This is a genomic window from Paenibacillus eucommiae (assembly GCF_017874215.1).
In the GTDB taxonomy this organism is placed as follows: Bacteria; Bacillota; Bacilli; order Paenibacillales; family NBRC-103111; genus Paenibacillus_AI; species Paenibacillus_AI eucommiae.
On record NZ_JAGGLB010000015.1, the window covers coordinates 48,735 to 74,438 of the forward strand.

18 protein-coding genes and 2 tRNA genes are annotated in these 25,704 nt (G+C 45.4%); 4 read left to right on the plus strand and 16 right to left on the minus strand.

Features of this window, described 5'->3' with window-relative positions; translation table 11 throughout:
* The first annotated feature begins 180 nt into the window (after positions 1–180).
* Positions 181–1,068: an AraC family transcriptional regulator gene (locus J2Z66_RS21015; RefSeq protein WP_209974019.1), complete on the plus strand. Its 888-nt coding sequence runs from the start codon at positions 181–183 to the stop codon at positions 1,066–1,068.
* Between the two features lie 99 nt (positions 1,069–1,167).
* Here the strand turns inward: J2Z66_RS21015 and J2Z66_RS21020 are convergent, their stop codons facing one another.
* From J2Z66_RS21020 to J2Z66_RS21035, 4 genes are all read right to left on the minus strand, one after another.
* Entirely contained in the window at positions 1,168–2,460 is a 1,293-nt protein-coding gene (locus J2Z66_RS21020) for a polysaccharide deacetylase family protein (protein WP_209974021.1), read from the minus strand.
* 225 nt (positions 2,461–2,685) lie between these two features.
* On the minus strand, positions 2,686–2,862 hold the full coding sequence (locus J2Z66_RS21025) for a hypothetical protein (RefSeq protein WP_209974024.1): 177 nt from the start codon (positions 2,860–2,862) through the stop codon (positions 2,686–2,688).
* Between the two features lie 129 nt (positions 2,863–2,991).
* The gene (locus tag J2Z66_RS21030; RefSeq protein ID WP_209974026.1) at positions 2,992–3,918 is read right to left on the minus strand and encodes an alpha/beta hydrolase family protein; all 927 of its coding nucleotides are present in this window, start codon (positions 3,916–3,918) and stop codon (positions 2,992–2,994) included.
* A 100-nt stretch (positions 3,919–4,018) separates the two neighbouring features.
* The gene (locus tag J2Z66_RS21035) at positions 4,019–4,636 is read right to left on the minus strand and encodes an anti-sigma factor (RefSeq protein ID WP_209974028.1); all 618 of its coding nucleotides are present in this window, start codon (positions 4,634–4,636) and stop codon (positions 4,019–4,021) included.
* Between the two features lie 205 nt (positions 4,637–4,841).
* On the opposite strand from J2Z66_RS21035, the gene J2Z66_RS21040 reads away from it, so the two are divergent.
* The gene (locus J2Z66_RS21040) at positions 4,842–5,510 is read left to right on the plus strand and encodes an SOS response-associated peptidase (protein ID WP_209974030.1); all 669 of its coding nucleotides are present in this window, start codon (positions 4,842–4,844) and stop codon (positions 5,508–5,510) included.
* A 366-nt stretch (positions 5,511–5,876) separates the two neighbouring features.
* On the opposite strand, the gene J2Z66_RS21045 is transcribed toward J2Z66_RS21040, so the two are convergent.
* The 8 genes from J2Z66_RS21045 to J2Z66_RS21080 form a co-directional block, all read right to left on the minus strand.
* Positions 5,877–5,950 (minus strand) — tRNA-Ile (locus J2Z66_RS21045).
* Positions 5,951–5,967: 17 nt separating this feature from the next.
* Positions 5,968–6,044, minus strand: a tRNA-Met gene (locus J2Z66_RS21050).
* 628 nt (positions 6,045–6,672) lie between these two features.
* Positions 6,673–8,808 (minus strand): hypothetical protein, encoded by a 2,136-nt coding sequence (locus tag J2Z66_RS21055; protein WP_209974032.1) that lies wholly within the window; start codon positions 8,806–8,808, stop codon positions 6,673–6,675.
* Positions 8,809–8,829: 21 nt separating this feature from the next.
* A complete protein-coding gene (locus tag J2Z66_RS21060; RefSeq protein WP_209974035.1) occupies positions 8,830–10,320 on the minus strand; it encodes an ABC transporter substrate-binding protein in 1,491 nt (496 codons plus the stop codon).
* The gene (locus J2Z66_RS21065; protein ID WP_209974037.1) at positions 10,317–11,252 is read right to left on the minus strand and encodes an ABC transporter ATP-binding protein; all 936 of its coding nucleotides are present in this window, start codon (positions 11,250–11,252) and stop codon (positions 10,317–10,319) included. Before J2Z66_RS21065 ends, J2Z66_RS21060 begins: the two co-directional genes overlap by 4 nt.
* A gap of 3 nt (positions 11,253–11,255) precedes the next feature.
* Positions 11,256–14,159 (minus strand): ABC transporter permease, encoded by a 2,904-nt coding sequence (locus tag J2Z66_RS43505; protein WP_209974039.1) that lies wholly within the window; start codon positions 14,157–14,159, stop codon positions 11,256–11,258.
* The gene (locus tag J2Z66_RS21075; protein ID WP_209974041.1) at positions 14,159–15,262 is read right to left on the minus strand and encodes an efflux RND transporter periplasmic adaptor subunit; all 1,104 of its coding nucleotides are present in this window, start codon (positions 15,260–15,262) and stop codon (positions 14,159–14,161) included. The genes J2Z66_RS43505 and J2Z66_RS21075 overlap by 1 nt, the downstream gene beginning before the upstream one ends.
* Positions 15,225–15,953 carry an ABC transporter ATP-binding protein gene (locus J2Z66_RS21080; RefSeq protein WP_209974043.1) on the minus strand — a complete coding sequence of 243 codons (729 nt, stop codon included), beginning with the start codon at positions 15,951–15,953 and terminating at the stop codon, positions 15,225–15,227. Before J2Z66_RS21080 ends, J2Z66_RS21075 begins: the two co-directional genes overlap by 38 nt.
* A gap of 218 nt (positions 15,954–16,171) precedes the next feature.
* Between J2Z66_RS21080 and J2Z66_RS21085 the strand changes: the two genes are divergently transcribed.
* Positions 16,172–17,551, plus strand: a complete 1,380-nt coding sequence (locus tag J2Z66_RS21085; protein ID WP_209974045.1) for a dipeptidase — start codon at positions 16,172–16,174, stop codon at positions 17,549–17,551.
* Between the two features lie 49 nt (positions 17,552–17,600).
* On the plus strand, positions 17,601–19,076 hold the full coding sequence (locus J2Z66_RS21090; protein WP_209974047.1) for an MDR family MFS transporter: 1,476 nt from the start codon (positions 17,601–17,603) through the stop codon (positions 19,074–19,076).
* 720 nt (positions 19,077–19,796) lie between these two features.
* Here the strand turns inward: J2Z66_RS21090 and pyrE are convergent.
* From pyrE to carA, 4 genes are all read right to left on the minus strand, one after another.
* Entirely contained in the window at positions 19,797–20,438 is a 642-nt protein-coding gene (gene pyrE / locus J2Z66_RS21095; RefSeq protein WP_209974049.1) for an orotate phosphoribosyltransferase, read from the minus strand.
* Positions 20,439–20,548: 110 nt separating this feature from the next.
* On the minus strand, positions 20,549–21,286 hold the full coding sequence (pyrF, locus tag J2Z66_RS21100; protein WP_209974051.1) for an orotidine-5'-phosphate decarboxylase: 738 nt from the start codon (positions 21,284–21,286) through the stop codon (positions 20,549–20,551).
* Between the two features lie 14 nt (positions 21,287–21,300).
* Complete coding sequence (gene carB / locus J2Z66_RS21105; RefSeq protein ID WP_209974053.1) at positions 21,301–24,510, minus strand: carbamoyl-phosphate synthase large subunit; 3,210 nt, start codon at positions 24,508–24,510, stop codon at positions 21,301–21,303.
* Entirely contained in the window at positions 24,497–25,669 is a 1,173-nt protein-coding gene (gene carA / locus J2Z66_RS21110) for a glutamine-hydrolyzing carbamoyl-phosphate synthase small subunit (RefSeq protein ID WP_209974056.1), read from the minus strand. Before carA ends, carB begins: the two co-directional genes overlap by 14 nt.
* Positions 25,670–25,704 lie beyond the last annotated feature (35 nt).

Below are 25,704 nucleotides of genomic sequence, written 5' to 3' on the forward strand. Positions count from 1 at the left end.
ATTACTTATTTAAAGCTTTGCCTTGCCAGCCGATTTATTTGCATCCCTGCTTGTCCTTGAACAAGAATTTACTGTTCCTAGTTAAGTAAACATCTCGACAACTTAATCCTGATTTGCTATGCTAGCATTAAATTTACGAGTCCTACTAAAGAACACCCTATCATAAAGGAGGGCTGAAAAATGGCATATCAGAAGTCCCCTTTTCAAGAACCGTTAATCATTTCAAATCTGTATACGTTTTATTACCACGAACATTCCAAAACCTTCTCCTTTCCTGGAGAGAGTCATGACTTCTGGGAGATGCTGTATGTTGATAAAGGCAAGGTGGAAGTTTTCGCTTACGATAATTATTTCACCATGAGTCAAGGAGAGTTCTTGTTACTAAAGCCTGATACGTTCCATACATCTCGAACACTAGATCAATTAGCGCCTAATGCTGTCAACATTTCCTTCGAATGCCTATCACAAGCGATGAATGTGTTTGAAAATCGGGTAATCAGCTTGAATGACCGCGAACGAAATCTGCTGACAGAAGTTGTGAGAGAAGGGTTTTCCGCCTTCCAGCCGCTGATTGACACAAAGCCCGAGAGCTCAAACGGAGTTCTGCGGAGAGCAGACGCCCCATTCGGAGCGGAACAAATGATCAAGACTGGTTTAGAACGCTTGCTTATCCAGTTGGTCAGAAGACTCACCGTTGCTCAGACTTCCAAATTGTCCTTTCCCTCCAGAGAGCATAAGGAAGATGAGCTTATCGTTCAGATCAAGTCTTTTATGAGAAAACATATCGGCCTTCCCTTTTCTTTGGAAGCTTTGTGCAGCCATGTCAACCTTGGTAAATCACAAATTAAAGATATTTTTCTCCGCCAAACAGGCTTAGGTTTACAGCAATATTATCTCGAATTAAAAATCCTTGAAATAAAACACTTAATTCGCGAAGAAAAACATAACTTTACCGAAATTGCAGAAATGCTCGGCTACAGCAGTGTTCATTATTTTTCGCGCCGCTTCAAGCTGGAAACAGGAATGACTCCTTCAGAGTACGCTAAATCTGTAAAAGCCAGAATTTAACATATATAGGATAAACGAACCATATTCCCATCATTAAAAAGAGCCACCCTCTTAGCCGGTGAATGCTAAGGATAGATGGCTCTCTTTTACATATTTGAATTAAGCAATATAACGGTTCATCAGTTCTTTTCGGGAAATTGCAATGATTTTCGGAACGAGCCGTTCTGTCTTTAGCTTTAATCGTTTCTTGCCCTGGGGATGAAGTACAGATAGCAGTAACCTTAAATAGGATTGTGTTAAATAGGAAAAAATGCCCCGCGGTAGATCAATAATCGAAAAACCAAGCTTTCTCGCACCTCTATGAATCAGAGTAATTCCATATAAACCTTTGACATCTTTATAATTAGGGTCATTTTGCAATAACCAACGAATAAGCGGCATTAGTTGTTCCGTTTTTCTTATGATTTGAATGGCCAGATGAACGGAAGAAGGCGAATTATTGCTTAATTTAAGTAGTAATTTATTATCGAAATGAAGCTCGGCTATAAGATCTCCTTTGGCGATAACCTCGCCATCCTCTAATGTTATGCTTTGATTTCCCGTGTATGCTTTTATCCTTAATTTCAGCAACGGATTTTCTGTATCGACAGGCATTAAATGAAACAATTTAACGAAACAACGCTCCCAAAGCATCCAAGAGGCTACGAGCAACTGTTTGAATCGACTCATACCTAAGGCTCGCTCCCCCTTCTTAGGTTTCTTAGAGTTCTCCATCATCTCATCAATTCGAACACATTTGAATTTTCGGTTGTTTAAATCAAGCAGCACTTCATCCAATGCCCGCAACATAAGCTCAGGAGCATTCTCGTCAGCCCCTAGTGTCTCGCCACTGTCATGCAATAAGATGATCGAGCCATCTGTAATTGTACTGAGTTTCTTTCTTAATCGCTTGCTGCTGACACGACTGTTCCAATCCCAAGCCATCAATGACCATAGAACAAGTACAAAATCCTTTTTTAGAAAAAAGTCTCCTAAACTTAATATGCCCCAAGGTGGTCTATAATAAGCAGGACGCGTGCCGGTTATGGCTTCAATCGTATCCGCGGAGCGGTTTACCTGGCCTTGTCTTACTCCCCATGGAGTCATTAGCCAATTGGAGTGATGGTAGTAATTATGAATGCCAATTTGATGCCCCTCTTGATGAATTCGCTGAATAATTTCTGGATACTTCTCTGCTTTGGAACCAAGAACAAAAAAAGTTGCTTTCACGTTGTGCTTGTTTAAAATATCCAATAGCGTAGGTGTGTATCGAGGATCCGGGCCATCATCAAACGTGAACGCCACTTCTCGTTGAGTCTTGCCTTTATGGAAAACCCCCAAACCGAGCATACGGGTTAATACCCAAGGAATAAACATGTACATCGTAAGAAAGCTTAAGATAACTCCTCGCACGGTCTTCCCTCCAGTATAATAAAAAAATCTCTTTAGGGTGTATGATTATATTATAACATGTTGAAGTGCGCTTTGGTTCGTTTTACTCATTCTTTTCCAGAGACTTAAAAGGGACACTTGTAAAATGAATGTTATTGTACTATGTGCGGCACGGACAGCACTTATGCAAGGTGGGTTTGATTAACAAACGGGGAATAAAAAAATATAACTTCAAAATAAAATCCACTACTTTTTTCTTTTTTTATTTTTAATTTCTCCTTTTATTTTCCCGGTTTCCTCATCCACTATTAATATACTTAAATCTGTAAAAGATCCTCTCAAATTAAACAATTCCATAATGGCCTCCTCTTTAGTCATAGCTTTGCTAAGCTTTTTTCCATTATGATAAATGAAATATTGCATTCATTCATACCCCTCGGAGCTACGGTTTCAAACCCCAAAATCAACCATAACCGCATTGTGGTTCAAGTATGTAACAGTGAGGGGGTGTTTGAATAACTCGAATCTATTCATTACTCTCAAGATTAATAATCAGATTTGGGATGACAAAATTCTTGTTATCGCCAACCTCGTCTTCTGTAAGGCTTCGCGAAGCGGCTCCGTTTCTCCCTGGAATGGGTGTACAGTACCAAATGTATGATTGCCGCCTTGTATGTGTATCCATTCTATTTCCGGGTTAAGCGCTACTAATCGTTCAGAGCCTTCACGCAAAAAGCGTCCGTCTTCGGTGCCTTGAATCAGAACAATGGGGAAGGAAGCCCCAACAATTCTTGCCTGAAGATCGAACCTCTCCCGATTAGCTTCCATATCCTGCAGAATCTCAACATCCAGCGGCATGTTTTGCTTGGTACGTCCATTATATGTAAAAGCTCTTCCGCTATTTCTCATTTCTTTTTTCATCTCTTCATTGAGCAAATCGACATCGGAAATCCCATTCCAGCTTATAACGCCATCAATTTCACCGGGATGATCTAAAGCATAAATATAGCAAACGCCTGCGCCTCTGCTATGGCCTATTAGAAACAGTGCTTCCCTGGCTTCCTCGTTCACGTGAACAATTTGCTCATCCTGCTCCTCAATTTGAGCTTTTTGAAATTCCACGATACCTTCTACAACCTGATTTTGTACAAAGTGGCTTCTGAAAGCCCCCGAACGGATCAGCCGAACCACAGTGCCTAAATCCTCCAGATCCCGCGAATAAGTTTGCACAGCAAATTTCTCTAATTCTGTGAAATCAAGCAGGCCTTCCCCAACGCCATTATAGGAAAAATTAATCGTGATAACATCGAATGTATCCGCCAGTTCAGCGGCAGCATGGGGAAACATTCCCCAATCTTTGAAACCTTTAAATCCATGACAAAGCACCACTGTAGCTACAGCGGGCTGCGTCCTCGCTGCAAAATAATCTCCTCTAACGATACGGTCCTCATCCATCATGAGACGAAATGGTTTTGACATACGTTTCCTCCTCGATTAGATCACGCTTATATATTTTATAATCTTAGCGATACTATTGCCAGTTTCATTATTTGAGTGTGCAAATCCGCTCAGCTCTCTATTATGGGGCAATCAGCAGCTCACGTCCCTGCGGTTGATTCGATGACTTATCCGGCTCCAGAGTAATCTTAACCGAACTAAATACTTGTCCATTAGTTAATGTATACAGCAGCATGCCTTCGCCATCTTTGTTGACTAGAAAGCTGCCGCCGCTCCAGAACTTGCCCTCATTGCCCATCCACATCCGATAGGACTCACTGCTTTGTGTGGCAGGAAGACCACTTACATGCAGAACAACTTGCGTGCTTTCTCCCCGCTGCATAAGTAAGACGTTGCCTGCCCCCTTTGACACACTTGGATCAACAAGGCGAAGTTCGGTCTTCTTTTGAAGCTCCCAAGGGATTTGAGCACTCTCAGCGACGCTTGTATCTTCAGCAACCTTAGATCTGCCATTCTGCTCACCTAGCATATAGCCCCCTAGAATAAGCATAACTATAGCCACTGAGACCAAGCTCCAATTGCGAAAGCCAGGGTAGATCCTTGCAGAGGTATGCGCTTTAATTTCGGCCACAACCTCTTCTACAGCTTCTTCCAAAGCTTCCTCAGACTCCATAGATTCATCTAGCTCGGATAACTCTTTCGACTTGCGCTTACGCTCATTCAAATCCTGCTCCTCCATTTGATTCCCTCCTTCTATAATCCATTCCCGACACGACTGCAGCACCCAATTACATCTAGCTTCTATGTTCTTATATTATAAACTATATTGCAAATTTACGAACACCTACTAGTATCAAGCACAATAGCAAATGGCTATGATACAATTTAGTATATAAGAAGGAATATATGAAGAAAATTGAACTATTGATCAAGGAGGTTACGCGATGTGCGGACGTTATACTTTAATTGTAACTATAGAGGAACTGATGCTAAGATATTTGGCTAATCTGTCAAATCCCCAGCATATCATTCCGCGATATAATATTGCACCGATGCAAGAAATAATGGCGGTGATCCATGATGGAGAAAGGAATAGGCTTGGACAAATGAAATGGGGATTAGTGCCATCCTGGGCTAAGGATGCGAAAATCGGCTCTAAAATGATCAATGCCCGGGCAGAAACCATCTTAGAAAAAGCATCCTTCAAACAGTTAGTCTCCCGCAAACGATGTATCATTCCAGCCGACGGCTTCTATGAATGGAAAAAAGAAGGAAATACAAAGCAGCCTATGCGCATTGTACTCAAAAATGAGTCGGTCTTTTCTTTCGCCGGGCTTTATGATACATGGATAAATCCAGAGGGACACAAAGTCAGCACCTGCACGATCATTACTACAACCCCAAATAGCCTCATGCAGGACATTCATGAAAGAATGCCGGTCATATTACGTCAAGAAGCTGAGCAACTCTGGCTACAAAGAAATAATCAGAATGTGCAGCAGCTATTGGAGCTATTGCAGCCCTACCCAGCAGATGAAATGAGCGCTTATCCTGTTTCTGCAAAAGTAGGTAACGTTAAGCATGATTTTAAGGAGTGCATAGAGCCTCTATAGCTTCATCTAAAAAAATGTGCTCCATTCCCTTGCAAACGTCCAATCAATATTAAAAAACTTGTGTATATTGGTAATGTAATACTAAGAGTTACGATGAAAGGAGTGGGAAGTATGTCAAATGTACTTTCTCATCGCACAAACACTGCTGAAATCCTAGTGCTTTACATTCTCTTGGTAATCATATTATGCACGTTTGCATGGTAGTATTGTAAACGGAAGATCCCCGCTAGCCTGTTGCCAGCGGGGTGAAGGCGTGAATGATGAAGCACACTTCTCATAAGAGAATCCGAATACCTTTTGTGAAATATGCAATCCTACAAGTCTATAAAAATAACAAAAACCCTTCTAAATAAGGGTTTTCTTGTATGGGCCCTGAGGGACTCGAACCCCCGACCAATCGGTTATGAGCCGACCGCTCTAACCAACTGAGCTAAGGGCCCATATTTAGAAGATAATTTGGTTGCGGGGGCAGGATTTGAACCTGCGGCCTTCGGGTTATGAGCCCGACGAGCTACCGGGCTGCTCCACCCCGCGACGAAGTCACCTTCAACAGCGACAAAAATAAATATACACCATATCCATATTGAAAGTCAAGCATAAATTTCCAACTTCAATAATCACCTTTCATCAGAGGCTGTACCTGACTCCAAAGCGACCTTTTTTTGATTTAAAGACTTCTACCTCGTGAGGGCTTTCGTAGCCATATATCCACCAATCCTCTTCCATACGCTTAGCCAAACATCCTGCCTGAAATTTGGATTCATAGAGTTTTGCCCAATAGACCCAATGCATATGCTTTCACTCCGTTTATTTGTAATGGTATCCAACAATGGTTTTTCTATCTTATCCAAAAGATGGCCTTCTTACCACATCGACACCATAAATAATCAGGTTTTCATGCTAAATGACAATTGTAAGACGTCAACACGCGGTGTGGATTGTACGTTTATGCGTGTTTAAGCAGCCCTACAGCCGCGCGGAGCACATTGAGTAAAGGTGGCAGGCTTTGGTTGAGGAAGGCAGAATAACAGGCATAGAAGGGCTTTGAAGGGCTGAGACTGCAGCTGAAGATACTTGGAAACCCTATTTAATCCCGCTTCCTATAAATAAAAGGCCGCGGGAATAAGAAGCTTTCCCGCGGCCTTACCTATAGTAGGTCCTATTACTCTGAATAAATAAACCAATCAAGCTTTTGGCTGGCCAACAGCTTGCGTTGTCCTTGGAATTCATCATACAAGCTGACACTATACTTTTTGAGGAATTGCTGCTTGTAGATTAGACCTTCGTCCTGAACAATGATTTTAAATTCCTCATGCTTGCCAATGATTAGCTTATTGGGGTCTATTTGCTCTCCCTCGGAAGGATTGAAATCCTTAACCTCATACGATTTCTCGAAGGATTTATTACCATCCGCGTCTTCGAAGGTAAGCACCAGCTTACGCCCCTCAGTGTTCGTTTCAGTTAAAAGATCTTTCGTGAGCTCATAATTAAATTTAAGGGTCAATTCATTACCTACAATAGAAGTGCCGATCCGGTTAAGAGAAATGGCATAAGGGAACACTTGGACATCCTTAAGCACTTCCTTGACCTCTTTATTCTCAGCTGGCAGCCAGAATGCGACCGGCTTTACATAAGAATCAGGCTTAGCTTCTCCCTCAGTAAGTTTACCTTCTGTAATCGCTTCTCCCATCAGGAGCTGCATCTCTGCTGTCTCATAGCCTTTAGGCAGATTAGCCCAAACATTCAGCAAGGCTTTTCCGCTTGGACTGATTTTATTTTTAATTTCAGTAATCGTTGCAGGAAAAATAGTGCCATCCGGTGTACGGAAATGAGCAACTAACCGTGAAATTCCAGTAAACCGCTTCTCCAGATTTTCTACTTCTACTTGAGCCGTATAGGTATCTGAAGTTTTACCCGTATAAGTAGCTACACTCTTTGTCGTAAATTTCGCCTTGCGGCCGATATCGTCAAGTGTATAAAATTGCTGATTATCTATGAAGGGAATAGCCTGCACCTCTGAATTACTGGAGAAATCCAGCACATCCTTGGTTACTGCCGCTTCACCTTCCTTCTCACTAACTTCTTTCTCCTGAAGCACCAGCTTCGCCTTGGAGAATGCATACGTGTATGGAATTTTCGCAGCAAATTGAAAGCTAACAGCGCTGTTCGCACCCAAAGCAATAATCTTGGAAGTTTGAATTAACTTAGCTTCAACCTTTACCCCACCATCCAGCATAAAATAACCTGTAAGCTTGGGAATAGGCAGCGACCCGGTTCCTTTATTGGATAAAGTCAGATCGGCTGTCAGGATATCATCATCTTCCCAAGGCAGACGATACAGACCATTAAATATTGCCGTGTAGACACCGTCTTTATTGGTGAAGGTATAAGCTTTACCCTTAACTCCCCCTCCTTGCTGCTGCTCCTGGCTAGCCTTAGGAAGCTGGAGTGTGGCAACAAGCATCGTCATTTTAGGTTCGGTGAGACTCTCTGTAACCACAAGCTGCCATCCCTCTGCAGCTACCGCAAGGGGAATGGAACCTGTAAGCTTAACTTCCTTCGTTTCTTTGGGATTTATGATCAAATCCTTTGCTTCCTTGGCATCAAGCGGGTACATTAATCCCCCAGCCGTACGAATTGAGAATGAATAGTTAGGAAGCGTTAATGAATTCAAACCAACATTTTCCAGATCCAGATGAACAGTAGAAACGTGGTATTTTTCGTTTTTGGTGCTTACCAGCTTCTTTACGGATGCTTGAATATCAGTCTTGCCAACAGAAATAATTGCGGCACGATTGACAGGGGTAACATTCGAATAGGTTGCGGGCACAGAGATTTCACCAATCACAGTTTCGAAATTAGATTTGCTGAAATCCCATTTAATAAATTGTACAACAAGGTCTTGTAGATTGGTGTTTTCATTGACAGTTGCATAAAAGGTAATATCCGTGCTTGATCCAGGGGATACCCGATTCTTATCCTTATCTGAGGGAAGCAGCTTGACTGTGAACTGATTGCCCGATTTGCTCTTTAATCGCACCCAGTAGTCTATAAACAATAGTTCATTGTTGCCCTTGTTATGAACTGTTATCGTAAAGGTAGCTAGCTTGCCATTTTGTTCAGGCATCACCTGGATCTGCTTCAGATCAAAATAGCTGTTCCCTGTGATGGCAACCTTGCCAATCGGCGAAGCTTTGACTGCGACCCCGGGAGCAGCAAACGTTGGTGCTAATGAACCCACACTTAATGTGACTGTTAGGGCAACCGCCGCTAGTCTCATCCATCGTAAATTTCTCATGTTGTTTTCAATCCTCTCACGTTAATTTGCTATCTCCGTGGAAACTCCGCCACCACCGCCATTTATCGCTCCGTTCGGATTATCCCTCATTTGCTTCAGCATGGCATCACCCTGTGTTTGCCACAGCTTCAACGCTTCTCGAGCCGTTGCAGTACCTTTTAACACAGTTTGCAGCTGCGTGCGTCCAATCTCTTGAACCTGATAAAAGTTTGGATATTTACGCCATAGCTTGTTGGTATCCTCCATAGGAGCCGGAGTCACATTATAGAAGGCTTCCATATGGAAATCTTCTCCATCTTTAGGCTTCAAGTATTTTGCACGAGCCACAAGATTATAGGAGCTGTGTGATTTCAATCTGGCCCAATCTTCGCCATTAATGAATTTAATGAATTCCCATGCATCTTCCTTGTTTTGAGCATTAGCATTAATTCCCATAATTCCGTTCATGCTGATCGAACCGCCTACACCTTTAAATTCTGGATGAGAAGGAACTGTAACAACGTCCCACTCAATTGGGGTATACCCTTTATAATTGGCTGCATTTTTGTTAGCATTTTGAATCTGATTGATTTGTCCGTAGTTGATAATGGCCATAGCAAGGCGGCCGGACATGAAATCGTCGTAAGCAAACGGATTTTCCTGGTTCATCATTCTTTTATTATTTTCCGGGTTGGAAGGATCAAACAGCTCTGGGAACACTTTATCTTTTTGAAGCTGAGCCATTTTTACCCACACTTGCTCCCATTGATCTGAATCAACGGCCAGTTTTTCCAGGTTCTCGTCGAACATGGATATTCCAAGAGGAGCTGTGTACATCTGCATACCATAAAAAAGATCGGTTTGTGATTGTGTACTGAAGGAGAAACCGTCCTTGCGTTCTTCCCCTTCTCCTTTGGCTACAAGCTTCGATAGATCAAATATTTCATCCCAAGTCATATCGTCTGTCGGATACGCTACAGATACATCGTCAAAAAGCTTTTTATTATAAATAAGTGCCGAAGAATTAAAGGTTGGTGCTAATGCAAAAAGCTTGCCTCCACCCGTATTCTTAATGCCTTCAATCACAGCCGGTACGATGTCCGTTGTATCGAACTTATCCTTCGTAATTAAAGGATCTAATTGAACAAGCAGATTGTTATCAATAATGTCAGTTAACTGCTCATAGCTAACCATGACGACATCAGGCGGGTTGTCTCCCTGCATGACTTCCTTCAGCTTTTCCAGAGGATCGGGCATTTGCTCGCTTGACTGAGCCATGCCACCATATCTCATGCTATCATCCATGGTTGGAATAAATTCGATCTTGATATTCGGGTTCGCAAACTCGAACACCTCTGTAAATTGCTGGCGGAAGTATTCATCGTCTCCCCCATATCCGAAGCTTGTAGCAATTTTTAGGACACGTTCTGTTTGATCATCTGGCTTATTTGTTTTCGTACAAGCGACAGCTAAGGGCACTACCATTACTAGGGTTAGGGCTAATGCCACTAACCTCGTTCTCATTTTTATCATTCACTTTTCCCTCCAACGGTTTTTGGTTCTTTTTCGATTTGGATTGGTAGGCTGTCGGTAAGACTCTTAGGTGCTTTAATCATGATTTTCTCGCCGTCAAACTCCATTGTTGCTTTACCCCCGATACTAAGTGCCTGCAAATATTCCTTAGGCACCTGCAAGCGGCCGGCCCGATCCAGAACCACATACTCTTCATGGGCTTGCTGCGGCAAGCCGCTGCTTGTATCTGCCCAATCTGAAGATGCGATAGATGGATTACGGGAAATAGATTCGGTGCTTGTCATGCCATCACGAATCGCAACAACCCGGCCAACTTTACCTGCAATAGACAAATCATGGGTAACAATTACAATTGTAACACCAAGCTCTTTGTTAAGTCTTTGAAAAATGGAAAGAATTGTGTCTGCCGTTTTGGTGTCAACAGAGCCTGTGGGCTCATCGGCAAGAAGAAGCTTAGGCCGATTGGAGAGAGAGATGGCAATTGCAACCCGCTGCTGCTCTCCTCCAGAGAGCTGCTGCAGCTTGTTGTGCATCCGCTCACTAAGTCCAACCCATTCAAGCAGTTGTTTGGCGTACGCACGGTCGTAATTTCCGCTTAGCATCATTGGCAGTTCCACATTCTCCAGCGCTGTTAAATAAGAGACAAGATTTCGAGCATTATTTTGCCAGATGAAGCCTACAGTGTTTCGCTTGTACTCAACCAGCTGCTTATCGGTAATCTTCAGCAAATCCCAATCACCGACCCGTACCTGACCAGCTGAAGGGCGGTCCAAGCCACCTAGAATATTGAGCAAAGTCGACTTGCCGCTTCCGCTATTTCCGATGATGGCCATAAGCTCACCATTTTCGATCGAGATGTTCAGCCCTTGCAGAGCAACAACCTCAATCTCATCGGTTTTGTAAATTTTCACTAAGCCTTCGCAATTGATCATCGGTTATTTCTCCTCTCCGAGCTTCACAGCTTGATGCACGCGCAGTCTGCGAATGTGCAGGAATAATAGAGTCGCTCCCGTCAGCATCATAAACAATATCACCATGTAGAGCTGATTCGTATCATTCGAATTGAACACGACTCGGAAAGGCGGAACCTGTGTCTTAACATTCTCTGAGGTTTGCAGGAACGGCAGGAATAAGTAACTTGTCAGCTTCCCGATTCCAATTCCTAGCGCAATGGACAATCCAGCTGTAAAGCCTTGTTCAAGCAGCAGCATCCCGGTCAGCTGTCTACGGGACAATCCCATAGCACGCAGCACCCCAAATTGGACAATTCTACTGGAAAGATTGAAGAACCAATAGAGAAGGTAACCAATAAGAGAAACGACAACTGAAACCAGAAAACCTAGACTCAGAATTCCGAAAACACCGCCGCGCGAAGGAAGCTTCTTTTCAATAATCAACTGGTTGTTTACATCCTTTGGAACCGATCCAAGCTCAATGTTATTAGCCAAAAGCGAGTCTACAATCGGCTTTACCTTTGCTCCGGGTTCCATCTTCAACCATACTTCATAGGGCATAACCGCAGCCTGATCATACAAATATTCCAAATTCGTAATGAAGAAAGGAGTTTGATCCGGATATTGACTTGGCCAATAAGGCAAAATTCCTACAATTACAAATTCGATTGGCTGCTGCTGAAGCGTAATGGAGAGCAGATCTCCCTCCTTGAGCACATACTTCTTAGCAAATTTCTCAGAAATGATGACCGCTTGCTCATAGGAACCCATCAGATTCAAATACAGATTTTGATGCACTGGATATAAATCTGAACGAAACCAGCCGACTTTGGCAAACTCGTCATTATCAATACCCATCACCATTCCTGTTCCTGCAGACTTTCCAGAAACAACCACGTTACCTTTGGTTTGCAGCACTCTTGCAGCGGCGCTAACGCCTTCCAAATCACGGAAGATCTGAAAGGGCGGCTCTACATAGCGAATCTTGGAAGGAACCTCATTGCCTCCACCACCTTGGCCGCCTCCGCCGCCTCCCTGGCCTCCGCCTCCACCTTGACCACCACTGCCTTGACCGCCTCCACTACCGTTTCCGCCACCTGAGCCCTCTTGCGGAGGTTTTGGCAAATCATCAGAGAAGCTTTCCCATACCGGCTGCAGCACAACGTCTGTACCATACTGATACAGCGTCCGCTCTGTCGAATTTAAATCGATCGTCCGGGCTGCAGATGAATTATAGACTCCAAGCCCAAGCGTAAGGGTAAGCAGCAGCATCAATGGATAGTAGGCTTTAGCTGAGCGTGACAGCTGTGCCAGTGTAAGATAAAGAGCAATTGGCAGGAACCTGCGCCCTAGCCAGCCGAAGAATCGCAGCAGCCATGGGAAAATACGCAGGAAGAACAACCCCAGTGCAAAAATCGACAGCGCGGGTATGAAAAACAGCAGCGGATGCACCTGCAGTTGATCAGTCGTCATTCCCGTCTGCACCGAAAGCAACTGTCGCTGATCAAACAAATACCAGCCATAGCCTACAACACCAAGCAGCACTACATCCAGAAAATATCTTTGCCAGAACGGAGAACGATCAGAACGGGCAAGCTGCTGCTTATAATTAACAATAGAAGCTTTAGCATATAATATGGCAGGAATTACGCTAGCCAATAAGGCTATGAAAACCGCGACCGCTCCATACAACATCGCTTCTTTTGTAAATCCTACTGGTATCGCCTTACGGTCCACAAAGGTCAGGAACCCGCTGGCTGAACCAATGCTCTTCGCCATAAACCAGCCCAGCATAGGTCCAATAATCAAAGCGATCGCTCCCAAAATAAGACCCTCAAGCACATACACACCGACAATTTGCCGGGTGCTTCCACCCCGGCTGCGCAGTACGGCAATCACACTCCGCTGTCTTTCCAACGATTGTCTGGCATTCATAATAATATAAAAGAAGACCATGGCAATCATCGGAGCTGCAAGTGTAAATAACAGGATTTGCAGCTGCAAGCTTTGCTGTTTAAATTCATCAAGTGTCGTTTGAAAGGACAGGTCAACCTTAGTGTCCTTGAGCTTCTGATACAGGTTAATTTCAAGACGCTCCAGCGTACCGCTCAAAGGTGTCAATTGACTCGTCTGAATTTCCTTTAAATCAAAAGCATAGTACCAATTAGCAAGCTGCAGAGGAAATTTCTTATCCTTCAGCAGTGTTTTCTGGAATAGCGGCTCACTGACTACCAATGAATTCAGCAGTCCCTCTAGACCTTGAAACCAATACGGATCATTCTCGTCCTTAGGCTTGAAGGAACCAACGATTCTGACCTTGATCGGTCCGCCGGAAATTGAATACTTGAACACATCTCCAATATGTAAATCATTACGGTATAAAGTTTCATCCATTACTACAGCCTCAATAATGCCATCCTTCGGCTGGTCGGAGGACATTGTCCCTGCTGACCACTCCACATGATCTCCAAGATCATTCAGTGAAGTTATTGTCATTTGCCGGCGTTTACTTGGATCCACCTTGGCTGGATCCTCAGGCGTAAGTTGGGCGGCTTTGATCGTGTAGACTCTTGCAAAAGCATCTACAGGAAAATCGATATCCTTCGGGAGCTGCTCTTGAATATATGTGTTAACGCCATCAAGCCCTTCAAGATCGACCCGGCTGGAGCCCATTGCCTGGTAGCGCATAAGCAGCGAGCCGGCCGGCAGACCATTGCTCTTCTCCTCCAATGACTTGGCAACCACCCGTTTAAGCGAACCGTCGGCATACATGGGGATACTAGTCGTGAAAGCAACTGCCATCACCAGCCCCAGAAGCGTACTTAGCGTCAGCCAGCGGGTATTCCACATTTTACGATACAGAAATCGCAGCATCGGTATCGACATTATCTACCCACTACTTTCTGTCCCGGTGTGAGGCCTTTCACGATCTCAACGTCCGTCGAGGTCTGCTGGCCGATTTCTACATCAACTTCCTTTTTATTGCCGGCATTATCGATAACCTGGACGTAGTTGCGGCCAGAATAAGAGCGAAGTGCCGCAAGCGGGATTACCACCGCATTTTCTTTCTTCTGAATAATAACGCTAACGCTGAGTGGAGTCCCCCGGGTCATACCCTCCGGGAATTTATCAAGCTGCACGACCATATAATCATCGATTGATTCTTTCCCTCCCGGCTGTCCATTACCCGGATAGCCACCGTTACCGCCATTATTCGAATTTGATTTTGGACTTGGCAATTGCTTGACTTTGCCCAAATGCTTGCCTGCTGAAGTAATGTCGACTTCTGTCTCCATGCCAACAGCAACTTTCTTGGCATCGTCTGCAGTGATGCTTGCCACAACCGCCAGTTGGGTCAAATCAGCAATAGTCACTACGGATTGATCGACCTTAGCAGTGTCTCCTTTACGCGAATTCACCGTCACAATAGTTCCGCTGAAAGGCGCTACAAGTGTTGATTTGGCAATTTGCTGCTGAAGCTTATTAAGCTCCTCCCGCTTAATTTCAAAATCAATCTTTGCCTGCTCCAACTGGTCAGCAGACATTTCATCCGCATTGCGCAGCGTTTCAATCATAGACAATTCTTCTTTACGCGTAAGCAATTGCTTCTGCTTTACCTGACTTTGCAATTCCGATACATCGAGCTCCGCAATAACCTGCCCCTGTGTAACGTTGTCCCCTGACTGAACCAGCAGGTTGTTAATTCTCTTGCCATTCATTTCCTCAGCGAAGAACAATTCTTCCTCTTTGAGGGCCATCAATTTCCCCGATCCATTTACTTTCGTTACCAAAGTGGTCGTTTTAACAATGTGCTCAGGTTTCTTGGAAAGCTTTGGTGGATTGATGCTTGGCAGCACCTCTTCCTCCTGCTCCTTAGGCAGCAATGAGCAGCCCGAGGCCAGCAATAAAGAAGTACATAAAAAAAGTACAGTAATAGGCTTCATCGTCCGTTTAAGAGACGAATCTGCCGTCCACCATTTCGTAAACATGGTCAGCAACCTCCAAAATCGTAGGATCATGTGTAGTCATACAAATCGTAACCTGCTCTGTTGCAATAATGCTTTGAAACACCGACATGATCTGTGCCCCCATTTGAGAATCAAGCTCCGCGGTCGGCTCATCCGCCAGCAAAAGCGAAGGACGATGGGCAATCGCCTTGGCAATAGCCACTCTTTGCTGCTCTCCCCCTGAAAGCTCGAAAGGACGATGGTTCATTCTCTTACTAAGGCCAACAAGCTCCAGGCAATGTGCAACTCTACTTTTCCATTGTGAACGCGGGGTACCTGCCATTCGTAAAGCAAGCTCCACATTTTCCCGTGCGGACAACAACGGCATCAGCGCAAAGGATTGAAAAATAAATCCGATTTCTTGACGTCGAATATGAGTTCGTTGATCATCACTACACTTATGAAATGGATGCCCCAGAAAGAAAATTTCACCTGAACTCGGTTCATCCAAGCCCCCAATCAAGTTCATTAAAGTAGTCTTACCCGACCCCGATCGTCCTCGAAGCATCACCAGCTGACTGCGTTTAAGCTCCATATCAATTCCCTTTAAAACCTGGAGCTTCTGACTGCCGACCTGAAAAGATCTCTCAATCCCTTTAACCGTGAGAAGAGGAGAATCCAAATCTGGTGCCTTGTTATGTACTTCTTTTTTGCGAAGCCAGCTGGCCATCATTCACCCTCCCTATGTAATTGCAGTCTGCGCAGTTTAACCGTACAATGAAGTAGACGAATCAGTGTTTGAAAAAGTTTCAAAACCGACCCCCTAAAAAGAATGTATTTTCTTTATAAAAGATACTAGATATTGGCTAATCTATCAACCCTTATCAGAAACTATCTTTTTTAACTAAGACGTTCTTCGGCCGTCCACCTTCAAACCAAAGGAGCAATCAGATGATTAACGCTATCGAAACCTATGTACAACAGCACAATGAGATACATATGGAAGAACTTAAACAGCTGCTGCGCATCCCGAGTATTAGTGCTGTTGCTGAACATAAAAAGGATATACTTCACTGTGCAGAATGGGTCGCTGGAGCTTTGCAAAAAGCTGGATTGGAGCATGTAGAAATCATGGCAACAGCCGGCCATCCTGTCGTTTATGCTGATTGGCTCCATGCACCTGGCAAACCGACTGTGCTTGTATATGGACATTATGATGTCCAGCCTGCTGAGCCGCTCGAACTGTGGGATACTCCCCCCTTCGAACCAACTGTCCGCGATGGTAAAATCTATGCGCGCGGCGCTACCGATGATAAAGGTCAGCTCTTTCTTCATATTAAAGCAGTTGAGTCCTGCCTGCAGGTTATCGGAAGTCTTCCGGTTAACATTAAATTTTGCATCGAAGGTGAGGAGGAAATCGCCAGTTTTCATCTGCCACCCTTTTTTGAGCAGCATCTTGACAAGCTCCAGGCCGATGTAGTCACTCTTTCCGACACACAGCTTTATGGACCGGGCAAACCAGCTCTTATGTATGGATTACGTGGCCTTGCTGCATTTGAGATAATTGTCGAAGGTGCTAACAGCGATCTGCATTCCGGCCTATACGGCGGCGGAGTTCCGAATCCGATTCATGCTTTGAGCAAGCTTCTGAGCTCATTTCACGATGAGCACGGGCATGTAGCCGTTGAGGGCTTTTACAATAATGTGATCGAGCTTTCCCAGCAGGAACGAGAGGCTTTCAAGCTTGTTGAGCCGGATGAGCATAAGCTGCTGACAGAGCTTGGAGTTTCGTCCTTATTCGGAGAGAGTAACTTTACTTTCTATGAGCAGACTACATCCAGACCCACCTTGGAAATCACCTCCATTAGCGGCGGCTTTCAGGGCGAAGGCATCAAACCCATCATCCCGAATCAGGCTATTGCCAAGGTCGCATGCCGGCTTACAGCCGCGCAGGTGCCGGATGAAGTCATGGATGCTGTTGAAAAGCATATACATACGCATAAACCAGCAGGAGTCCGCGTCCGCCTGAATCGTCTCCTTCGCGGAAATCCGTTTATTACTCCCATAGATCATCCAGCTATGCAGGCCGCGGCAAACGCGTATGAAGAAGCGTACGGTACATCACCCGTATACATGAGAGGCGGGGGATCCATCCCGATCGTTGAAGTTTTCGGAAGGCTGCTGCAAGCTCCAGTCGTGATGCTAGGCTTCGGACTTCCGGGTGAGAACCTGCATGCTCCCAATGAACATTTTCATCTAGAAAACTGGCATAAAGGTCTTTCTACGATATGCCGTTATTGGTATAAGATCGGTGCTGACATTAAGCTTTGATACTAAGCTCTGATCCAAGAGCTGATTAAGAAGGAAACAGAGGTTACACATGAATAAGCAAACGAATCGACTCTATGTGACGATAGGCATTTTTGTAGTCACTTTACTGGCAGCCATTGAAGGAACGATCGTCAATACGGCTATTCCCACCATCGTCAGCCAATTGGGAGGCATCAAATCCATCAGTTGGGTGATCTCTATTTATTTGTTGACTGCAGCGGTAACGACACCTATTTATGGAAAGCTCGCCGATTTATACGGACGGAAGAACATATTATCGGTGGGCATCATCCTTTTCCTGATCGGAGCTGTGCTTGCAGGCTCTGCGCAAACCATGGGGCAGCTCATCGGATATCGGGCCTTTCAAGGGATAGGTGCCGGAGCCATTCTTACACTGACCTTTACCATTGTGGGAGATTTATACACAAATGAGGAAAGGGGCAAAATTCAAGGCATGATCAGTGGCGTTTGGGGTGTAGCAGGTGTCCTCGGCCCGATGACTGGCGGATTTCTCGTTGATTTTGTGTCATGGAGATGGATTTTTTATATGAATCTCCCGTTCGGGATTGTTGCGCTGCTTCTAATCGGTATTTTTCTAAGAGAGAACTTGAATACGGAGAAAAAAAAGCTTCATATCGATTACGGCGGAGCCATTACCTTCACCATAAGCATGACCACATTGATGTATGCCCTATTAACCGGAGGATCCACTTATGCTTGGCAATCACCGGAAATGCTCGGATTTTTCATCATCATCGTGCTGTCGTTCGCCGCATTTATTTATTTCGAAACAAAATCACCGGATCCCATGCTGCCTTTTTCACTATTCCGTAATCGCATGCTTGCGATCAGCTTTATGAATGGCTTTTTTTTAAGTGTGATATTAGCTGGTATTACCTTCTACACCCCCATTTGGATGCAGGGAATTCTCGGTACTGGTGCTACTGGAGCGGGCTTTGCCCTTATCCCATTATCGCTAACCTGGCCATTTGGTGCTCTGCTTGGAGGCAGGCTGGCCACCAGCAAGGGTTCGAGAACAACGGCTATACTAGGCAACTTCATTTTACTGATAGGTTTTATTGCTCTAACGTTTTTAAGTGAATCTAGCCCGCTGTCCTACCTGTACACGATTATGGGCATTGTTGGCTTCGGTTTTGGAATATCCTTGACCGTGTTCACCCTCTCCATTCAATCAGCGGTCAACTGGAACCTTCGCGGAGCTGCCAATGGAGCTAACAATTTCATTCGCGGACTCGGACAAACGATGGGGGTCGCTTGCCTGGCCATTTTGTTCAATAGCTCCATCTCCAATTTTCTTTCAAGAAATCCTGGGCTAGATATGAATAAAATGTTAAATGCAGCCGATATTCAATCATTTCCAATGGCACTGGTAGCAGATATGAGAGCGACTTTGTCCTCAGGTTTGAACCATATTTTCATTGTGCTTGCTTTTATTTCTGTTTTAGCGCTTCTCAGTCCTCTGTTCCTGCCGAACAAGGCTAAGGAGAAGGCTGCCCAACACTAACGTGAGAAAAGTGCCCATTGCGGCGTCCTTTGATTTGCGTTTCCGTGACGTTGGTGCATAGAGGGAGGGAATGGCTGTGGGATCCAGCCGCTGTTAAAGATTTGTTCCCTTGAATAGAATGGATGCGAATGTTGGAACAAATCTTTAAAGGCGGGCGCTATCGCTCTTCCTCCCACACCCCTTACCTCTCTTTAGCTATAATCACACGAACACCAAGCTCAAACGGACTGCCATCAAGTTTTTTTCTCTTAATTGGAGGAGATTACCTAGCGGCCGCAGTCGCTGGGGATGAAGGGCGCGCACAGCTGAGCAGGATCTGCTACACTGCTACTTTAACGATGTTTTTCATCGTTAAAAGCACAAGATCGTCTCCGCATACTCACTTTAACAATGAAAAAAATCGTTAAAACCCTTCTTATCCCCCCAGTGAGGCCATCCGTCCTCTTTTAACGATGAAAAACATCATTAAAGTGACTGATAGACCTGGAAACACTTGCTTTAACGATGAAAAACATCGTTAAGTGATGCGTACGCTCCATTCGGGGAGCGGCTGTGCGGCTGCTATTATCAAGTGCTATAATCGAGCTGCCTCCGCTCCCTCCCACTGTGTAATTGAAAACTATTCAACTCCAGGGATCCCCAATAAACTTATATTTTCTGGCGTGTCAAATAAAGAAGCTCTCCTATTAAACATCAGGAGAGCTTCTTTATTATAAGAAATTACACGCCAAACGCTGCCGGATTATCTCTCCATGAACGGAGTAAAGCCAAATCCTCTTGCTGGATATGACCATTCTCCAGTGCTGAATTCAACAGCTTCGAGTAGCTGGTAAGCGTCTGAAGCGGCATCCCCGCACCTTCAAAAGCATCTGCTGCTTTATCTAATTCATAAGAGAAAATAGCAAGTACTCCTAAAGCTTGCGCCCCTGCTTCATTCACGGCCAAAGCCGCTTTCAATGAGCTGCCACCAGTCGATATCAGATCTTCTATGACAACTACTTTCTGCCCTGGCTTTACAACACCTTCAATCAGGTTCTCTTTACCATGGCCCTTAGCTTTATCACGAACATAAATCATAGGAAGACCAAGCTTCTGAGCTACCCAAGCAGCGTGCGGGATGCCCGCTGTCGCTGTTCCTGCGATAACTTCCGCATCGGGATATTTCTCTTTGATCAGCTCGACAAAGCCCTCAGCGATCAGCTCGCGAACCTCCGGGAATGACATCGTTAGCCGGTTATCACAGTAAATAGGAGACTTCAGTCCCGACGTCCAGGTAAAAGGTTGGTGCGGACGCAGCGTGACAGCTCCAATCTGCAGCAGCAAAGCTGCAATTTTGCGAGAAAAAAGATCGGTTTCACTCATCTTTAGCAACTCAGCTCCTTCCAACATAATGAACTTATTGAACTTATTAAACTTATTAAACTTATTGAATAAATTCAATATACTCGATGCAATCTATCTATTCCAAAGCTTTATTGTCCAACAACCGAATCAATCACTGCTTCCAGCACAGCCCGCGGGTCAGCCGAGGCGGTGATCGGCCTGCCAATAACGACAAAATCTGTTCCTTGTGCGAAGGCCTCTTCCGGTGTCATAACGCGTGACTGATCGCCCAAATCAGCGCCAGCCGGACGAATTCCCGGCGTAACTGTTACAAATGCTTCACCGCATGCAGCCTTGATTTTCGTCACCTCTAGCGGAGATGCTACAACACCGCCAAGTCCTGCTTCCTTAGCAAGGCGTGCATAGCGAAGCACCGCATTTTCTACGGAGCCCTCTATACCTATTTCTTCGTTCAACATCTTGTTACTCGTGCTCGTAAGCTGGGTAACACCGATTACGATCGGACGAGCAGTACCTGCCGGTGAACCCGTAAGCGCTTTGTCCACGCCTTCGAGGGCTGCTTCCATCATCTGCTTCCCACCAGCCGCATGAACATTAAATATATCTACTCCAAGCTTTGTGATACTTTCCGAGCCACCCTTTACCGTGTTAGGAATATCATGCATTTTGAGATCCAGGAACACTTTATAGCCACGTTCTTTAAGTCCTGCAACAAAGCCAGGTCCCGCTGCGTAAAACAACTGCATACCGACCTTCACATAACAAGGTATACCGCCAAGCTGCTGCAAAAGCAGCTCGGCGTCCTTTGCTGTTGAATAGTCGAGTGCTACCATAATGCGCCCTGCTGCTTGAAGACGTGAATTCATCCTAGTCACACTCCTTACACATGGATAGGCATCGCTCTTGAGGAGAAATTGACGGATTCCAGCATGTTCATAAGAGCACGGACTGTATCCAAGGAAGTCATACAGACAACACCATTCTCAACGGCTTCGCGGCGAATGCGGAAACCATCCCGCTCCGGCGTTTTACCCTTGGTCAACGTATTAACTACGAACTGGGCTTGGCCGCCGCGGATAAGATCCAGAATATTAGGCGATCCTTCGCTCAGCTTGTGTACCGTAGTTACCGGAATGCCGGCAGCTTCAAATGCTTTTGCCGTTCCACCGGTTGCAATAATTTTGTAGCCCAGACGATAGAAGCCTGCGAAAATTTCTACAGCCTCATCTTTGTCTTTATCTGCTACTGTTGCAATGATCGAACCTGCTGCCGGAATTTTCATTCCTGCTCCGATCAAACCTTTGTATAAGGCCTTCGCAAAATTAACATCCCGTCCCATAACTTCTCCAGTAGATTTCATTTCCGGCCCAAGTGTTGTATCCACACGGCGCAGCTTGGCAAAGGAGAATACTGGAACCTTAACTGAAATATATTGATCTTCCGGCCATAAACCACTTGAGTAACCCATCTCAGTCAACTTTTGACCAAGAATAACACGGGTTGCAACGTTCGCCATTGGAATATTCGTTACCTTGCTCAGGAAAGGTACAGTTCTTGATGAACGAGGATTAACCTCGATTACGTACACATGATCATTGAAGATAACAAACTGGATATTGACCAGACCAAGCACGTTTAATTCTTTGGCAATTTCAGTCGTGATCTTCACGATTTGTTCTTTGATCTCTGCTGACAAGGACTGGGGAGGATACACCGCGATCGAATCGCCGGAGTGAACGCCTGCGCGCTCCACATGCTCCATAATACCCGGGATCAGAACAGTCTCTCCGTCGCAAATGGCATCCACTTCCACTTCTTTGCCTAACATGTAGCGGTCGATCAGAACCGGATGCTCCGGATTAATTTTCACCGCGTACTCCATGTAGCTCAAGAGATCCTCGTCTGAGTATACGATCTCCATGGCACGGCCGCCAAGCACATAGGATGGACGCACCAGTACCGGATAACCGAACTTAGCAGCAGTACCCACCGCTTGATCCACCGAAGTCACGGTGCCGCCAGGAGGCTGGGAAATGTTTAGCTTAGTAAGAAGAGCTTCAAACTTCTTCCGGTCTTCAGCAGAGTCAATACTCTCTAGATCAGATCCTAGAATTCTCACTCCTGCTTTGGATAATGGCGCTGCCAGGTTAATCGCAGTTTGTCCGCCAAATTGTACGATAACACCGATCGGCTGCTCGCGCTCAATGACGTTCATTACATCTTCGAAAAATAACGGTTCGAAGTACAAGCGGTCAGAAGTGTTGAAATCCGTCGAGACTGTCTCCGGGTTATTGTTAATGATAACCGCTTCATAGCCTGCTGCTTGAATCGCCCATACTGCATGAACTGTAGAGTAATCAAACTCGATACCTTGGCCAATCCGGATCGGACCGGAGCCTAGAACGATCACCTTCTGCTTGGAAGTCTCGGATACTTCATCTTCCGTTTCATAGGTTGAGTAATAATAAGGTGTAGTTGCTTCGAATTCCGCTGCACAAGTGTCTACCATTTTATAGACAGGCTTGATGTTTTGGTGCAACCGGTACGTGCGAATATCCGCTTCTTTTGTGTAAGTAGAACTTCCTGCAAGGCTGCGAATTTCAGCAATAGCACGGTCTGTGAAGCCTTTCCGCTTTGTTTCCAGTAGAAGCTCCGGAGTAAGCTCTGCTTGCGCAATTTTCGTTTCATAACGAATCATACCTTCAAGCTTGTTCAGGAACCACCAGTCTATCTTTGTAAGTTCCTGCAGTGCATCTACCGTGTAACCGCGGCGGTAAGCTTCTGCAAGCAGGAAGAGACGCTCGTCATCCGGTTTTTGCAAACGCGACTCCAGTGTTTCCTTATCCAGCAGGTCGGTTTCCTTAAGAAACAGCCGATGTACGCCGATCTCCAAGGAACGGATCGCTTTATGAATCGATTCTTCGAAGGTACGGCCAATCGCCATAACCTCGCCAGTCGCTTTCATTTGAGTGCCAAGCTTACGGTTGGCTGCAGTAAACTTATCGAACGGCCAGCGTGGAATTTTGGATACGATATAATCCAGGGCAGGCTCAAAGCACGCATAGGTTTGGCCGGTAACCGGATTAACCAGCTCGTCCAGCGTATAGCCGATGGCGATTTTGGCCGCCATTTTGGCAATTGGATAGCCTGTTGCTTTCGAAGCTAGTGCCGAAGAGCGGCTGACCCGCGGGTTTACTTCAATCACATAGTATTGAAAGCTGAACGGATCAAGCGCAAACTGCACATTACAGCCGCCTTCAATGTTAAGCGCACGGATAATCTTGATGGACGCCGAGCGCAGCATTTGATATTCACGGTCCGATAGTGTCTGGCTTGGCGCCACAACGATGCTGTCGCCCGTATGTACACCCACGGGATCAAAATTTTCCATATTACAAACTACGATACAGTTATCATTCGCATCGCGCATAACTTCGTACTCGACTTCTTTCATACCGGCTATGCTTTTTTCTACCAGGCACTGACCGATCGGGCTATAGCGAATACCGGAAGCTACTGTTTCAATCAAGTCCTCTTCATTATTACAAATTCCACCGCCAGTTCCTCCTAGCGTGTAGGCAGGACGAACGATGATCGGATAACCAATTTCATTAGCGAAGTCAACTGCTTCTGGCACTGTAGTCACGATAACACTGTCCGGAACCGGCTGCTCAAGCTCTCTCATTAAGTTACGGAACAGGTCGCGATCCTCAGCTTTTTCAATGGCATCAAGCTGGGTGCCGAGAAGCTTCACATTCTCGCTCTCCAAGACGCCAGCGCGGGCTAATTCAACTGCCATGTTAAGTCCCGTTTGTCCTCCAAGTGTTGGCAGAAGTCCATCCGGGCGTTCCTGGCGAATAATCTGGGTTACGAATTCGAGCGTAATCGGCTCGATATATACTTTGTCAGCCATATTCGTATCGGTCATTATTGTAGCTGGATTACTGTTAATCAGGACAACTTCCATGCCCTCTTCTCTTAAAGCCTGGCAAGCTTGCGTTCCGGCATAATCAAACTCTGCCGCTTGGCCAATAACGATCGGTCCTGAACCGATAACTAGAATTTTTTTGAGCGAACTATTTTTTGGCATAATGCAGCTCCCCTTTCTCTGATGTGGACGAAGCGGATGCTTTCCATGCGGCGAGCATTTGCGCTTGGCGCGGCAGCTGCGGGTTATCCACTTTATGCTTACGGATGACCTCGATAAAGTCATCGAACAGGTAGCTGGAATCAAAAGGTCCCGGTGCTGCCTCAGGATGGTACTGGACGGAGAATGCCGGATGCTTCGCATGCTTTAAGCCTTCAATTGTCCGGTCATTATTGTTAATATGGGTCACAATAAGGTCTGTACCGGAAATGGACTCTTCATTTACAGTGTAGCCATGATTTTGCGAAGTAATGAAACAGCGTCCGGAGGATAAGTCTTTAACCGGATGATTACCGCCGCGGTGACCGAATTTAAGCTTCTCTGTATCAGCGCCGCAAGCAAGAGCAAACAGCTGATGACCCAGGCAGATGCCGAAAATCGGGAACTCGCCAATTAACTCACGCACAGTCGCTACAGCTTCTGGAACATCCTTAGGGTTCCCTGGGCCGTTGGAAAGCAAGACCCCATCAGGTGCTAATCGACGGATTTGCTCTGCCGTTGTATCCTGTGGCACCACTACAACATCACAATCACGTTTGGTAAGGTCGCGGATAATACCGCTTTTGGCTCCATAATCCACCACTACGATTCTTTCTTTAGAGCCCGGAGCACCAAAAACACTTTTTGTGGAAACCCGGCTTACTTGATCACACATAAAAGGAGTTGTGCCCATCATTTCCGCAAGCTCAGCTGTGGATTTACTGGATGTGGTTAAAATCCCCTTCATGACGCCATAATGGCGGATCTTGCGGGTAAGCATACGGGTGTCAATGCCGCTAATCCCGATAATGCCGTATTCCTTAAGCAGGCTGCCGACCGTATACTGTGCTCTCCAGTTACTAGGAGCTTCCTCATGTTCCCGTACTACCAGTCCATGAATGAATGGTCTAATCGATTCGAAATCATCACGGATAATGCCGTAATTCCCGATCAGTGGATAAGTCATCGTCACGATTTGTCCACAATAGGATGGATCGGAGAGCACCTCCTGATATCCAGTAATCCCTGTATTGAATACAACCTCACCGACCGAATCACCTTCACTACCGAACGATGTACCTGTAAAAAGAGTGCCGTCTTCCAGCAACAATCTTGCCTGCATATTCTTCAACTCCTCAGCTAATATCAAACTTTCTC